Below are 13583 nucleotides of genomic sequence, written 5' to 3' on the forward strand. Positions count from 1 at the left end.
GTCTCCTATCGGTCGGTGGGACTCGTGCCGAGGATCTCGTCCAAGGCGGTCAGTAGGTGATCTGTTGTGGAGAAATCGCGTGCGGCCACGCGAATCCAGGTCGAATCGAGCCCGGGAAAGGTGTCTGCGCGACGGACGGCGATGCCCCGCGACCGGAGCGCATCATGCACGCCGGCACCCGGGCGAGCAAGGACGAACGGTGCACCCCCGTCCACGAACGGGATGCCGCGCGCTGCCAGGTGGGTCGTCAGGTGAGTGCGCCACCGATGCAGTCGGTGCGCGCGCCGATCGCTTTCGCGGAGGGCGCGCTCGTCGCTGCACGCAAGTATCGCCGAAATGGCCGGGGTCGACACCGACCATGGGGTCTGGATGCGGGCTGCCTGAGCGATCAGATGGGGGTCCCCCACCAGATATCCGGCTCGGACGCCCGGGATGGACCATTGCTTGGTGAGACTTCGGCACACCAGCAGCCCCGTGTGTCGGTATGCCGCAAGCGTCTCGGGCTCACCCGGGATCGCGTCCATGAATGCTTCGTCGACGAGCACGACGCGCCCAGGCCTCAACAGCGTGAGGATCGCGTCTGCGGGATGGAGGATCCCGGTCGGGTTCGTCGGGTTGCCGACCACGACCAGATCCGCATCGTCGGGCACGGTTTCGGGATGGAGAGTGAAATCATCATCTGCCGTGCTCTGCACCACGCAGACTTCGTGCTCGGCATCGACCAGCGCACGGTGGGCCTCGGTGAACTGTGGGTGGATGATGGTGGGTCGGTGCCACTTGGCGAGCCGGCCAATCAAGGTGAACGCTTCTGCGGCGCCGGCTGTCGGCAGGACATCGGCGTCAGGCCGACAGTGGCGGTTGCCCAGGGCCGTCCGGGCGTCGGCAGCGTTCGGATAGGCGGTGGCAGCTGCCAGCCCACGCCGGAGCGCTTCCTCCAGCCACTCCGGACGTGGCTCCGGGTACACGTTCACCGCGAAGTCGATGAGGTTGTCGCCGGTTTCCGAATCACCGTGGTGACGCAGTGGATCGCGGGGTGCGTGTCGTCGTCGGTCGTACGTGTGGACCGCATCGGCGAAGCGTTGGGCCATCCACGGGTGGCCCGCCCAGTGGGTGTGCAGATACGACGCGTGCAGTGTCGGTCCGGCGAATCCGTCTGCCGCTGGGAGATTCCACGCCGCATCCCCGCTACGCCGATTGTCGCCGGCGGTGGGCGTGACTGTGGTGCGGTGGAACTCATGGCCGGTCACCTGCTCCCCACCCGCCGTCAGCAGTGACGCCGACGGCGCTGTCGCCGTTCGATATCCGAGGGTCAGCCGGGGCGTCATGGCGGCGACGGCGCCGACGGCGCCGACGGCGGCCGCGCCGTCGAGCGATTTGCACAAGTAGGTGAATCCGGCACACTCGGCGACGGTGGGCACACCGTCATCGATGGCCTGCGACAACGCTGCGAGCATGCCGGTGTTCTCGGCGAGCCGAGCGGTGTACACCTCGGGAAAGCCGCCGCCGAGGTAGATGCCGGCGGTCGCCGGTGGAAGTGCGGTGTCGGTGAGCGGGTCGAAGTGCATTACGTCACAACCGGCAGCGCGCAAGAGTTCGTCGGTCTCGGTATATCGAAAGGTGAACGCTCGGCCTCCGGCGAGCGCGACCAGCGGGCGACGCCCGCCGGCCGTGTGGGCCACATCCGGGGGCGTCACCTCGTCCGCTGCCTCCCATACCTCCGAGTGCAACGGATCTGCCGCACGGGCGATATCCAGGATCGCATCGAGGTCGATGTGTTCGGTGATCAGTGCGGCAAGACTCCGCAGGGTGGCAGCGGATTCGGCACGCTCGGCGACGGGAACCAGCCCGAGGTGGCGTGACGGTGTCTCCACCTCGATGTCTCGAGGCAGTACCCCGAGCACTGGAACGCCGAGCCCGCGCACAGCCCGGCGAACCTCGTCGGCGTGACGTTCGGTTCGTGCCTTGTTGAGGATGACTCCAGCGATGCGCACACGGGGATCGAAGGACATGAGGCCGGCGATCATCGCGGCGTGCGTTCGCGATGCGTGCGAGACGTCGACGACGAGTACAACCGGTGACGAGGTCAACGCGGCCACATGCGCGGTGGACGCCTCGCCGTCGGTGCCGAGGCGCCCGTCGAAAAGGCCCATCACGCCTTCGACGATCGCCATGTCGGCGCCCGCTGCGCCGTGCAGGAGTAACGGTGTCACACGTGCTGAACCGACCATGAAAGGGTCGAGGTTGCGTCCTGGACGACCGGTAGCCAATGAGTGGTATCCGGGGTCGATGTAGTCGGGCCCGACCTTGTGGCCACTCACGACGATGCCGCGGTGCACCAGGGCGGCCATGAGACCGGTTGCGACCGTGGTCTTTCCATGGCCAGAAGCCGGTGCCGCGATCATGACGCGGGGAAGATGTGCACCTACCATTCGATGCCTCTCTGTCCCTTCTGGCCGGCGTCCATCGGGTGGGCGACCTTTGTCATCTCGGTGACCAGGTCTGCGGCGTGCACGAGATCAGGATGGGCTCGGCGTCCGGTGATGATGACGTGTTGACGCCCAAGTCGCCGTGTGAGGGTCTCGACTACGTCGTCCACGTCGATCCATCCCCAATTGATCGGATAAGTGAACTCGTCGAGGATGTACATGTCGTGGGTTTGCTCGGCGAGCCGCTGCCGGATCTCCTGCCACCCCTCGGCGGCCGCCGCCGCGTGGTCGTGCTCCGAGCCGGCCTTGCGGCTCCAGGACCAGCCGGCGCCCATCTTGTGCCACTCGACCGATCCGCCCTCACCCGTCTGCTCGTGCAGGGAACCCAGTCGCTCCAGGACGCTTTGCTCACCGATCCGCCATTTCGCGGACTTCACGAACTGAAACACCCCGATCGAGAAACCCTGATTCCACCCGCGCAGGGCGAGACCGAAGGCCGCCGTCGACTTTCCTTTCCCGTCGCCGGTGTGCACAACCAGCAGAGATCGGTTGCGGCGCTGTCGTGTCGTCAGACCGTCGTCGGGGACGACGGACGGCTTTCCCTGTGGCATCAGGCTGCTCCTCGTTTTGTTGCCCCGTCCACGATGTCGGTGAGGGCATCGGCGCTGATCCGATCGAGGCTCACGTAGTCTGCCCGCATGTGGTCGGCGAGAGGCCGGGCCAACCCGAGGCGGGTGAATCCGCTCTCACAGTCGACGACCACCGCGTGCAAGCCGCTGGCGGCCAGGACGGCGGCCGCGTGTCGGGAACGGGGTACGGCATCGCGGCCGGAGGTGGCTCGGCCGTCGGTGAGGATGACGAGTAGGTGGCGCCGGGCCGGATCGCGGAGCTTTTCCACGCGAGCCACGTCCACAGCCCGGATGAGGCCTTCCGCGAGCGGCGTACGACCTCCCACCGGAAGCGATTCCAGGCGGGCCGCGGCGGCCTCCACTGATCGGGTGGCCGGCAGAGCGACTTCGGCACCCGACCCGCGGAAGGTGACAAGGGCCACGCGGTCACGCCGCCGGTAGGCATCCAGCAGTATTGACAGAACTGCGGTCTTCACCTGGCGCAGACGTTCGCGGACGGCCATCGATCCGGAGGTGTCCACCACGAAGAGAACAAGATTGGACTCCTGCCCCTCGCGGATCGCCCGCCGCAAGTCCTCGCCACGCAGGCGGATGGGCCCCCCGGTGCGGCCTCGTGCCCGCTGGTGCGGCGCGGCCGCCCGCATGGTCTCGAGCAGGTGGACCCCGGCTCCCTCGACAGTGCTCGCTCCGACGCGGCGGCCAGTGGTTGTCCGTGCGCGGCTGCGACGTCCGCTGTCGCCGTCCCCGATTCCGGCGACGCGCAACAGACGGGTACGAAACGGAGCCCCGCTGTTCACTTGTGCCAGGGTTTGACGGGGGCGTGCCGACTCGGTGTCGGGGTCCGATGGTTCGGGCGCGGCGTCGTCGGAGCGACGCGAGATGTCCGGGTCACGCCGCTGCGGCCGTGCCGGCGCATCGGCGGGGCTCTGCCCACCGTGGTCGTCATCTGTGCTGGGCGAGGCACCACCGCCGGGCCCGTCCGGGTCGGGGTCGGGCTCGGGATCGTCGTGCGGGGTCTCCGGGGCAAGGAGTTCGTCGAGCTGGGTTTCGTCGATACCGGGACTGTCAAACGGGTTTCGGCGTCGACGATGGGGGAGTGCGAGACGTGCCGCCACCCGGACGTCACCGCTGGTGACCTCGCTGCGTCCGTGCCATGCGGCGTGCGCGGCTGCGGTCCGGGCGGTCACGATGTCCGCGCGCATCCCGTCAACGCCGAATGCCGAACAGACCTCGGCGATGGCGAGTAGCACGGAGTCGGTGAGTTCCACTTCGGTGATAGTGTGCTTGGCGGCCTGAATCCGGTCGCGCAGACGGGTCTCGGCGGTCGCGTAGCGATCACGGAAACCGGCGGGATCGGAGTCGTAGTCGAGTCGCCGCCGGACGACTTCGACACGCCGTGCAGGGTGCTCGGGAGCCGACACCTCGACGGTGAGGCCGAAGCGGTCGAGCAGTTGCGGCCGCAGCTCGCCTTCCTCGGGGTTCATTGTGCCCACCAACACGAAGCGAGCCGCATGGGTCACCGAGATCCCGTCGCGCTCGACACTGAGCCTGCCCATCGCCGCAGCGTCGAGTAGCAGGTCGACGAGGTGATCGTGCAGCAGGTTCACCTCGTCGACGTACAGAATGCCGCGATGCGCCTTGGCGAGAAGTCCGGGCTCGAAGTCGACCTGTCCGTGACTCAGCGCGCGTTCGAGGTGGATCGATCCCACGAGTCGATCCTCGGTGGCGCCGACCGGCAGTTCAACCAACCGAACCGGTCGGGTCTCGATTCCGTTCTGGGCTGCGCTGACTCCATCCGGAGACACCGCTTCCGGGTCGGCAGGGTCGGAGGAGAAGCGGTCGCCCGCAACCACCTCGATCGGCGGGAGAACTCCGGCAAGGGCGCGTACCAACGTGGACTTCGCCGTCCCCTTCTCTCCGCGAATCAGCACACCGCCGATTGCGGGGTTGATCGCACTGAGGATGAGGGCGAGCGCCATGTCGTCGAGCCCGTCGTCAGTGTCAGGGTCGCCACCGACGACGGCAGCAAAGGGGTACAGATTCAGCATGAGGCTCCGCTCGGGTCGCCAACAGGAGTGTTGGAAACGCAAGGTCGGTAGTCGGACTCGCCGAGTGTCCGGGCGTAGATCTGGCGCAGCGGACGTCGGCACACCGTAGCGGGCCTGTGCCGGATTCACACCGGCTTACCAGTTGGGTCTGCTGAACCCGGATCGGGCTGCGCCCAGGCCGGCAGACACCTTGCGCCCACTAGGATAACATCTGCGCCGTGCTGATCTCCGATGTTCATCTCGTCGTCGTCGGCATCGGTGCCGATGGCTGGTCAGGTCTCGCCGAGTCGTCCCGCGCGCCGGTCCTGGCCGCGGACGTGCTGCTCGGATCCGATCGTCAGCTGGCGCTGATTCCGCCGGTGCGCAGGCAGGTTCGCGAGAGCTGGCCGGCTCCGCTTCGCGACGGTCTTCCAGCTGTGCTGCAACGGTTTTCCGGTCGGAAGGTGGTTGCCCTGGCGTCCGGTGACCCCATGCTCAGCGGCATCGGGACCACACTGGTCGAGCTTCTCGGCCAGGAGCGGGTGACCGTGTTGCCCGCGGTTTCGTCAATTGCGTTGGCCCGTGCACGGTTGGGGTGGTCGGCGGAATCGGCCGGGACGGTCAGCGTAGTGGGCCGTGATGTGGCGAGGGTGCTGCGTGAACTCGCGCCGGGGCGGCGGCTCCTCATCTTGTCGTCGGACAAGCGAACACCCGGAGTGGTTCGCGATCTTCTTGTCGGATTGGGCTATGGGCGTAGTCGTTTCGTTGTACTGGGCGATCTGGGAGCTCCAAGTGAGTCACGCGTCGACTCGACTGCCGATGAATTCGACGGTGCGGCAGGGCCACTCAACATTATCGCGCTGGAACTCTCCGGTCCGGTGGTGGGTGGATGGACATCGGGATTGCCGGACGAACTGTTCGTCACCGATGGCCAGATCACCCGCCGCGACATTCGCGCTTCGGCGTTGGCGCGGCTGAGCCCACTACCGGGACAGCTGCTCTGGGATGTGGGTGCAGGCGCGGGATCGGTGGGGATCGAGTGGATGCGCGCGCACTCCAGCTGCCGGACGATCGCTGTCGAAGTGGACCCCGAGCGCGTCGAGCGGATCGCCGTCAATGCGCGACGACTGGGCGTCCCGGACGTGCAGGTCATTCGCGGCAAGGCTCCCGACGCCCTGTCCGGGTTGCCCCGGCCGCACGCGATCTTTGTAGGCGGCGGTGCGACACGACCCGGTGTCTTGGATACGTGTCGAGAGTCCCTGCTACCCGGAGGTCGTCTGGTGGTCCACGGCGTGACCCTGGAGACGGAGATGATGCTCGGTGAGGCCTACCGCGCACACGGCGGCGAACTCGCCCGTATGTCCGTCGAACGCGCCGCCCCGGTAGGGGCTTTCACCGGATGGTCACCTGCCCGGACGATTGTGCAGTGGTCTTGGACCCGCCCGGGGCAAGCGCGGTAAATCGATCACCACGGTTCCGGCCGCGTCCAGCGTTCATGGTGGACGACGTGCTCCAGTGGCGACCGATGCCGCCACCCGAATCGTTCCAGATCGGGCACCTCGGGCAGTGAGTCGACGCGACCCACGCACAACCAGGCGATCGGGCGGATGTGGGCCGGCATTCCCACCAGATTTCGGAGGAACTCCTCACGGTAGAACGAAACCCACCCGACGCCCAACTGTTCAGCCGTGGCGGCGAGCCACAGATTCTGTACCGCGCACACGGTCGAATACAGGCCTGCATCGTCGACTGCGTGACGCCCGAGTACATCCGGACCTCCGCGGGTGGCATCGTACCCGACGACGATTCCCAAGCGGGACTCGCAGATTCCCTCGATCTTGATGCTTGCGAAGGTGCGGGCACGTTCTCCGGTGAGTCTGGCTGCGTACACGTCGCGCTCACCGGCGACATGATCGCGGAAGGCCTGTAGGGTATCCGGATTCCGAACGAGAACGAAGTCCCACGGTTGGGACATGCCGACCGACGGTGCCGCGTGCGCAGCGGCGAGCACCCGTTCGAGTGCATTGTCGTCGATCGATGCGCCGGTGAATTCTCTACGCGTGTCCCGTCGAAGATTGATGATCTCGTAAAGAGCTGCTGCTCTCCGTGATTCGGCGCTTGCGCTTCCCGGGGGGGCGATGGCTCTCATCGTCGGCCTCCTGTGACCTTCGTCGATCGATCTCGATCTCTGTCGTAGAGATAGCTCTCACCGGCCATCGCATCACGGTCGGCAAGTGCGGACCCGACCAGTATCACCGCCGCCTGACGGAGTCGGGCGGCCTCGACCTTCGCGGCGATATCCGAAATCGTTCCGCGTAGAATCCGCTCGTCGGGTTGGGATGCTCGATAGACCACCACCACGGGACAATCCAATCCGTACGCAGGGTAGAGCTCGATCATCAATTCCCGGATCCGGGTGATGGACAGGTGTAAGACCAGCGTGGCCTTCGTCGCCGCGAAGGCGGTGAGGGATTCGGTCGCCGGCATCGCGGTAGACCGTTGCTGCGTCCGCGTGAGGACCACAGACTGAGTGACCAGCGGTATGGTGAGTTCCCGGCCCACCCGTGCCGCTGCGGCGGCATATGCCGGCACGCCGGGCGTCACCTCCCAATCGACTCCGGCATCATCGAGCCGACGGGTCTGTTCGGAGATGGCGCTGTAAACCGACGGGTCCCCGGACACGAGCCGAACCACTTTGAGCGCAGCATGATTGGCTGTCACGAGGTGACCGACGATGTCGTCGAGGTTCAGATCCTGTGTGTCGATCAGGCATGCTGTCTTGGCGCAGTGCTCGAGTACCGCGGGCTCGAGGTAGGTACCGGGGTACAGCACCAGATCGGCCTGTTCGAGTAGTCGTGTCGCACGAACCGTGAGTAGATCTGCGGCCCCGGGCCCCGCGCCCACGAAACGTATGGGATGCCGGCTCATCGAACCCACCTCGGTGACCACACTTGTCCCGATGTTGTGGTTCGAGTGCCCGAGGCTCCGACAATCACCAGGCACTTCATGTCGATCGAGTCGGTGTCGAGTTCGGCCAGGCTGGTGACAGTCACGGATTGCTCGGCCCGGCCGACGTCACGGCCGACCACCACCACAGTGTCGGGCGACCGATGCTCCAGGAGTACTTTGCGGGCGTCGGCGATCTGATCCGGTCGGCTGCGAGATGCGGGGTTGTACAGGGCCAGTACGAGATCGGCTTCTGCCACGGCACGCAACCGGGTATCGATCACCGACCACGGCTTGAGTCGGTCGGACAGACTGATCACCGCGAAATCTGCACCGATCGGTGCGCCGGCGGCGGCGGCGACAGCCTGCACCGCCGAGACGCCGGGGTGCACTGTGATGCGAACGGCGTTGTATGCGGGATCATCTGCCGCCTCGAACACCGCGGCGGCCATGCCGAACACTCCGGCATCTCCACCCGAGACAACGGCAACGCGTTCACCCCGGCGCGCGAGATCCAACGCGAATCGTGCGCGGTCGATCTCCACAGTGTTTCCCGTGGCATGACGTCGAAGGCCTTCGCGCTGCGGGACCCGCGCGATGTATGGCGCGTAGCCGACGACATGGTCGACCTCCGCGAGGATCGCGCTGACCTCGGGTGTCAGCCATCTATCGGGTCCCGGACCGAGCCCGACCACGGCGAGTTCCTCAGGCTTGACGGGCGATACCGCCGGCTTGTCGGCCGGCGCCGCGTGGGACCGCGTCCTGCGGCCATTGAGCGAATCGCCGTTCACGACGATGAGCGACAAGTACGGGACACTCGATTCGTCGACCTCGGCCACCGGCATCCAGCGCGCTTGTGGGTGACCCGCACGTTCTACGTACATGGCGTGCGCGAGCCGTCCGGCCGCGGCCAGTGCCCGCCGCACAGCCGGAAAGGTGCGTCCCAGCTTCATGATGACGGCGCCGTCGGTGTCGGCGAGCCGACGAGCGAGCTCGGCCTCCGGCAGCGTCCCGGGCAGCACGGTGAGGATATCGGTCTGACGAACGAGCGGAGACGTGATGGTTGCCGTAGCGGCAGCGAATGCCGGAACACCGGGGATCACCTCGGTGAGGTACCGCTCGCCGAGCCGGTCGTGCATGTACATGTATGACCCGTAGAAGAGAGGATCCCCTTCTGCGAGGAGCGCAACGGTCCGGCCAGCGTCGAGGTGACTTGCCAGACGCGCCGCGGATTCTTCATAGAAATCCGCGAGAGCGCGTGAGTATCCTCCGGGATGATCGGTGCCACCGGTCGTGACCGGATAACGTAGTTCCTCTTCGGTGACGCCGTCGGCGATCAGATCGGCGGCGATGCCGCGCGCGTAGGACCGCTTGTTGACCCCCGCGTGATAGGCGATGACATCGGCGTCCTTGATCACCCGCGCCGCCTTGCGGGTGATCAGCTCCGGATCTCCGGGGCCGAGACCGACGCCGTAGAGCCTGCCGGGTCGGCTTCCTGTCGTCATTCGTCCTCCGAGGCAAGCGCGTTGATGGCCGAAGATGTCATCGCGGAGCCGCCGCGACGGCCTCGGACAGTCACGAACGGGACATCGATGCCGTGGTCGTCGGCGAACGTCGTCAATGCGTCCTTCGATTCGGCGGCACCGATGAACCCGACAGGACAGCCGACGATGGCAGCGGGTCGTGGAGCGCCGTCGATGAGCATCTCGAGCAGATGGAACAGCGCTGTGGGCGCATTCCCGATGGCCACGACTGCCCCGTCGAGCAGTGGCTCCCAGAGTGAGACCGCTGCCGCAGCGCGGGTCGTGTTCCACTGTCGGGCCAGGTCGGGTACTTGCGAGTCACGGAGAAAACAGTGCACGTCATTGGCTGCGGGCAGCCGGCTTGCGGTCACCCCGGTGGACACCATGTACGCGTCGCACAGGATCGGGGCACCGGCGTCGAGGGCGGCTCGTGCCGACCGCACCAGACCGGGGTGGATTGCGAGGTCACGCGCCAGATCCGTTTGCCCGGTCCCATGAATCATTCGGACAGCGAGCTTTTCGGCCTCGGTGGGGATCCGTGTGAGGTCCGCTTCCCGACGAATGGTCGCGAACGAGTCGGTATAGATGTCGGCCCCGCGATCGATGTACACGTACTGTTTCGGTGGTCGCATGAGGCGCGTGGTGGGGCTGTTCACCGGGTCTCCTGACTCGTCGTCGGCACGAGTAGGCCGCGCCATGGGGTCACGATCAACGTGCTCGTGGGTGTGTTTGTGTCGATTCGGGCTGCGGCGTGAGCGAGGCCGGCGTCGAGTGCTCCACCGGGTACCAGCAGGTGATGCCCGCCCGAGACCGCACCGTAGGGCAGTGGGTCGATAGGTGTGGGAAGACGTGCGTCCGCAGGATGCGCCGGCAGCAGGTCCGTTCCGAGTTCTCTGATGTGCCACGGTGCGGTCGGGCCATGGCCGCGGGCTGCCAGGAATGCTCGCGCGAACTCGGCCAGAGATGTTGCCGCCGTATCGGAGTCGACGATCTTTCCCCAGTGGTCTCCGACACGTAGCTGCAGTTCGTCGTGGTCGACGGCCACCGCACCCAGGTCCGTGCCCAGTCGGCCCCGCGCGGTCATCCGATCGATCAGGTCCCCGCGGCCGTCGTCCAATGTGAACAGGAAGCGTCCCGGTAGCTGGGCGAACACGGGATCACTGCACAGTTCCCGGTCCAGTCGCCTGGCGATGGGCTGCAGGTCGATTCGTCCTCCACTGAGTCCGGTCTGCGGCGACATCACCACGTTCCGGGCCAGCTCAGCGGCCCGGGTCGGCAGCAATCCGGTGGAGCGGATTGCCTCGACTACTTCGGCGGGTAGTGCGCCGGAGCTGCCGGGAAGGCCGCGTAACTGGAGGTTTGCGCGCGAGGTGAGGTACACCCGCCCGTCGGCGTAGCGTTCGCTGACCTCGATCACACTGAGCAGCGACGTACGTGAGATGCGTCCGCCGATGAGGCGGAGGCGGACGAGCAGTCCGTCGTCGGTTGGCCATGGTCGGAAGACCCCTGGGCAGAGGTCGCCGCGGCTACGGACGGCTGCAGGGGCGGGCGTCGTCATGGAAGTTCATCCTTCGTGTCGACCGGTGCATCGCTACCGGGAACGTCCGGTGGCCGATCACCGGCTGAGCGTGCGCTGAGTTGTGCTCTGGTCTGCGGGGTGCGCGGTATGTTGCGGCTGTCACACACATCATCCTATGGTAGGACCACATCGGCAATGAAGACAGGGGAATCATGACATCCGTGATCGTGTCCGGGGCTCGCACCCCGGTGGGACGATTCCTGGGAGCTCTTGACGGGTTCTCGGCATCGGAGCTGGGATCGATCGCCATTCGAGGTGCGCTCGAGAAGTCGACGATCGATCCGGCACTCGTCGACTACGTCGTCATGGGTCAGGTGCTCACCGCGGGGGCCGGGCAGATGCCCGCGCGACAAGCGGCGATTGGAGCCGGCATCGGCTGGGACGTGCCGACGCTGGGCATCAACAAGATGTGTCTGTCGGGGATCGACGCCATCGCGCTTGCGGATCAGATGATCCGCGCCGGCGAATTCGAAGTTGTCGTGGCGGGAGGTCAGGAATCGATGTCTCGTGGGCCACGTCTGCTGACCGACAGCCGCCGGGGCGCGAAGTACGGTGCAGTCACCATGCTCGATCACACCGAGTACGACGGGCTTTACGACGTGTTCACCGAGCAGCCGATGGGTGAGCTGACCGATCGCCGTAACGACGAGTCGGGCTTCACCCGTGCACAGCAGGACGAGTACGCCGCGCAATCGCATCAACGTGCGGCGGCTGCATGGAAGGACGGCATCTTCGCCGATGAAGTGGTGCCGGTGTCGATCCCGCAGCGAAAGGGCGACGCGTTCGAGTTCGCCGCGGACGAGGGCATCCGCGCGGATACGTCGGTTGAGACCCTCGGGCGTCTCAGCGCGGCATTCCGTCCGGATGGCACGATCACTGCGGGATCGGCGTCACAACTGTCCGACGGAGCCGCCGCGGTCGTGGTCATGAGTCGCCGCAAGGCTGACGAACTCGGTATCGACTATCTTTGCGAGATCGGTCCGCATGGGGTGGTCGCCGGACCGGATTCGAGTCTGCAGGCGCAACCAGCCAACGCGATCGTGCGTGCACTCGGCCGCGAAGGGATCACGGTCGATGCGCTCGAGGTCATCGAGATCAATGAGGCGTTCGCTGCCGTGTCCTTGGCGTCCACGGCGCAACTCGGTGTTGACGAAAGTCGCGTCAACGTCCACGGCGGTGCAATCGCAATCGGCCATCCGCTGGGCATGTCCGGCGCCCGTATCACTCTGCACGCTGCTCTGGAACTGCGGAGGAGCGGCGGGCGATACGCGGTGGCGGCTCTGTGCGGGGCGGGCGGGCAGGGGGATGCGCTGATCCTGCGCAGCTCACAACGCTGATCACGACGCGACTTCGGCAGCCGCAACCTGTTCGACGACAGAGAGAGACGGAGTGCGACGATGCACATAGCAGAGGGATTCCTGCCGCCGATGCAGGCGGCGGCCTGGACGGCGGTCGCGGCGCCGTTCGTGGTGCACGGCGGCTACGCGGTGGTCCGCCAGATCCGCGAACATCCAGAGAGCCGCCTGCTTCTGGGTGCGGCCGGGGCGTTCACTTTCGTGTTGTCGGCGATCAAGCTGCCGTCGGTCACCGGGAGTTCGAGCCACCCGACAGGGACCGGGCTGGGCGCGGTGTTGTTCCGGCCCCCGGTGATGGCGTTTCTCGGCACCGTCGTGCTGCTCTTCCAGGCGCTACTGCTGGCTCACGGAGGTATCACGACGCTCGGCGCCAATGCCTTTTCGATGGCGATCGTGGGTCCCTGGGTCGGTTACGCGGCGTGGCGAGTGACCAGGGCGCTGAACGCGCCGGCATCGGTGGGCATATTCTTCGCCATGTTCTTCGCTGATCTGTCCACCTATTGCACCACCTCGATCCAGCTGGGGCTGGCTTTTCCGGACCCGACGAGTGGTGTTATCGGCGCTGTCGCCAAGTTTCTTTCCGTCTTCGCCGTCACCCAGATACCACTGGCCGTCATCGAGGGGTTGTTGGGCGTACTGGTCTTCCGCGTGCTGCGCCGGGTCGCGAGCGTCGAACTGATCAAACTCGGGGTCTTGGATCGCCGCCGACGCCGCGCCGGGGACTTCGAGGAGGAGGAAGCCGATGTCGTCCCGTAAGTCAACGCTGATTACCATCACACTTCTCGCCGCCATCGTCGCGATCTTCGGAATCTCCATGTGGCTCAACCGTGGAGCGTCCGAAGACTCGAGCTTCGTCGGAACCGACACCGCGGCAACCGAGCACATCGAAGCGAATCATCCCGAGTACACGCCCTGGTTCACATCGGTGTTCACTCCGGGGTCCGGCGAGATCGAATCCGGGCTGTTCGCCCTGCAAGCCGCGATCGGCGGTGGTGTGTTCGGTTTTGCGATCGGCGCCCTCTGGCAACGAAACAGGAAGAAGTCGGAAGCTGCTCTGCCACGAAATGATCCGGTGTCGGGTGCGACCGATGGTTGATG

Annotated in this window: 12 protein-coding genes and 1 riboswitch; of the genes, 4 read left to right on the plus strand and 8 right to left on the minus strand. The window is 66.2% G+C overall.

What is annotated here, in order from left to right; genetic code table 11:
• Positions 1 to 5: 5 nt before the first annotated feature.
• Genes cobBC through QSJ19_RS23410 form a run of 3 tightly spaced genes read right to left on the minus strand, consistent with a single transcriptional unit; the run spans position 6 to position 5103 of the window.
• Positions 6 to 2429: a bifunctional hydrogenobyrinic acid a,c-diamide synthase/histidinol phosphate aminotransferase CobBC gene (gene cobBC / locus QSJ19_RS23400; protein WP_286323417.1), complete on the minus strand. Its 2424-nt coding sequence runs from the start codon at positions 2427 to 2429 to the stop codon at positions 6 to 8.
• Positions 2423 to 3037 carry a cob(I)yrinic acid a,c-diamide adenosyltransferase gene (cobO, locus tag QSJ19_RS23405; protein ID WP_286323418.1) on the minus strand — a complete coding sequence of 205 codons (615 nt, stop codon included), beginning with the start codon at positions 3035 to 3037 and terminating at the stop codon, positions 2423 to 2425. The genes cobBC and cobO overlap by 7 nt, the downstream gene beginning before the upstream one ends.
• The gene (locus QSJ19_RS23410) at positions 3037 to 5103 is read right to left on the minus strand and encodes a VWA domain-containing protein (protein ID WP_286323419.1); all 2067 of its coding nucleotides are present in this window, start codon (positions 5101 to 5103) and stop codon (positions 3037 to 3039) included. Before QSJ19_RS23410 ends, cobO begins: the two co-directional genes overlap by 1 nt.
• 25 nt (positions 5104 to 5128) lie before the next feature.
• Positions 5129 to 5311: riboswitch (cobalamin riboswitch) on the minus strand.
• 10 nt (positions 5312 to 5321) lie between these two features.
• Between QSJ19_RS23410 and cbiE the strand changes: the two genes are divergently transcribed.
• The gene (gene cbiE, locus QSJ19_RS23415; RefSeq protein ID WP_286323420.1) at positions 5322 to 6542 is read left to right on the plus strand and encodes a precorrin-6y C5,15-methyltransferase (decarboxylating) subunit CbiE; all 1221 of its coding nucleotides are present in this window, start codon (positions 5322 to 5324) and stop codon (positions 6540 to 6542) included.
• Positions 6543 to 6547: 5 nt separating this feature from the next.
• Here cbiE and bluB read toward each other — a convergent pair whose 3' ends face one another.
• From bluB to QSJ19_RS23440, 5 genes are read right to left on the minus strand one after another with little or no spacing between them, the layout of a single operon-like run.
• Positions 6548 to 7231: a 5,6-dimethylbenzimidazole synthase gene (gene bluB, locus QSJ19_RS23420; protein WP_286323421.1), complete on the minus strand. Its 684-nt coding sequence runs from the start codon at positions 7229 to 7231 to the stop codon at positions 6548 to 6550.
• Positions 7228 to 8010, minus strand: coding sequence for a precorrin-4 C(11)-methyltransferase (gene cobM, locus QSJ19_RS23425; protein ID WP_286323422.1), 783 nt, complete (start codon positions 8008 to 8010; stop codon positions 7228 to 7230). The genes bluB and cobM overlap by 4 nt, the downstream gene beginning before the upstream one ends.
• Entirely contained in the window at positions 8007 to 9533 is a 1527-nt protein-coding gene (locus QSJ19_RS23430; protein ID WP_286323423.1) for a precorrin-2 C(20)-methyltransferase, read from the minus strand. The genes cobM and QSJ19_RS23430 overlap by 4 nt, the downstream gene beginning before the upstream one ends.
• Positions 9530 to 10183: a precorrin-8X methylmutase gene (locus QSJ19_RS23435; RefSeq protein ID WP_286323442.1), complete on the minus strand. Its 654-nt coding sequence runs from the start codon at positions 10181 to 10183 to the stop codon at positions 9530 to 9532. The genes QSJ19_RS23430 and QSJ19_RS23435 overlap by 4 nt, the downstream gene beginning before the upstream one ends.
• A 20-nt stretch (positions 10184 to 10203) precedes the next feature.
• On the minus strand, positions 10204 to 11109 hold the full coding sequence (locus QSJ19_RS23440; protein WP_286323424.1) for a ferredoxin-like domain-containing protein: 906 nt from the start codon (positions 11107 to 11109) through the stop codon (positions 10204 to 10206).
• 170 nt (positions 11110 to 11279) lie between these two features.
• Here QSJ19_RS23440 and QSJ19_RS23445 point away from each other — a divergent pair, with 170 nt between their 5' ends.
• Genes QSJ19_RS23445 through QSJ19_RS23455 form a run of 3 tightly spaced genes read left to right on the plus strand, consistent with a single transcriptional unit; the run spans position 11280 to position 13581 of the window.
• A complete protein-coding gene (locus tag QSJ19_RS23445) occupies positions 11280 to 12467 on the plus strand; it encodes an acetyl-CoA C-acetyltransferase (RefSeq protein ID WP_286323443.1) in 1188 nt (395 codons plus the stop codon).
• 60 nt (positions 12468 to 12527) lie between these two features.
• A complete protein-coding gene (locus QSJ19_RS23450; protein WP_286323425.1) occupies positions 12528 to 13241 on the plus strand; it encodes an energy-coupling factor ABC transporter permease in 714 nt (237 codons plus the stop codon).
• Positions 13228 to 13581: an energy-coupling factor ABC transporter substrate-binding protein gene (locus QSJ19_RS23455; RefSeq protein WP_286323427.1), complete on the plus strand. Its 354-nt coding sequence runs from the start codon at positions 13228 to 13230 to the stop codon at positions 13579 to 13581. Before QSJ19_RS23450 ends, QSJ19_RS23455 begins: the two co-directional genes overlap by 14 nt.
• The last annotated feature ends 2 nt before the right edge of the window (positions 13582 to 13583 follow it).

It is taken from the genome of Gordonia sp. ABSL11-1 (assembly GCF_030315685.1).
GTDB lineage: Bacteria > Actinomycetota > Actinomycetes > Mycobacteriales > Mycobacteriaceae > Gordonia.

Coding starts and splice junctions, on each gene's coding strand:
- cobO (WP_286323418.1), bottom strand. CDS start 3,037: ATGCCACAGGGAAAGCCGTCCGTCGTCCCCGACGACGGTCTGACGACA.
- QSJ19_RS23455 (WP_286323427.1), top strand. CDS start 13,228: ATGTCGTCCCGTAAGTCAACGCTGATTACCATCACACTTCTCGCCGCC.
- QSJ19_RS23450 (WP_286323425.1), top strand. CDS start 12,528: ATGCACATAGCAGAGGGATTCCTGCCGCCGATGCAGGCGGCGGCCTGG.
- cobBC (WP_286323417.1), bottom strand. CDS start 2,429: ATGGTAGGTGCACATCTTCCCCGCGTCATGATCGCGGCACCGGCTTCT.
- QSJ19_RS23440 (WP_286323424.1), bottom strand. CDS start 11,109: ATGACGACGCCCGCCCCTGCAGCCGTCCGTAGCCGCGGCGACCTCTGC.
- cobM (WP_286323422.1), bottom strand. CDS start 8,010: ATGAGCCGGCATCCCATACGTTTCGTGGGCGCGGGGCCCGGGGCCGCA.
- QSJ19_RS23410 (WP_286323419.1), bottom strand. CDS start 5,103: ATGCTGAATCTGTACCCCTTTGCTGCCGTCGTCGGTGGCGACCCTGAC.
- QSJ19_RS23430 (WP_286323423.1), bottom strand. CDS start 9,533: ATGACGACAGGAAGCCGACCCGGCAGGCTCTACGGCGTCGGTCTCGGC.
- QSJ19_RS23435 (WP_286323442.1), bottom strand. CDS start 10,183: ATGCGACCACCGAAACAGTACGTGTACATCGATCGCGGGGCCGACATC.
- bluB (WP_286323421.1), bottom strand. CDS start 7,231: ATGAGAGCCATCGCCCCCCCGGGAAGCGCAAGCGCCGAATCACGGAGA.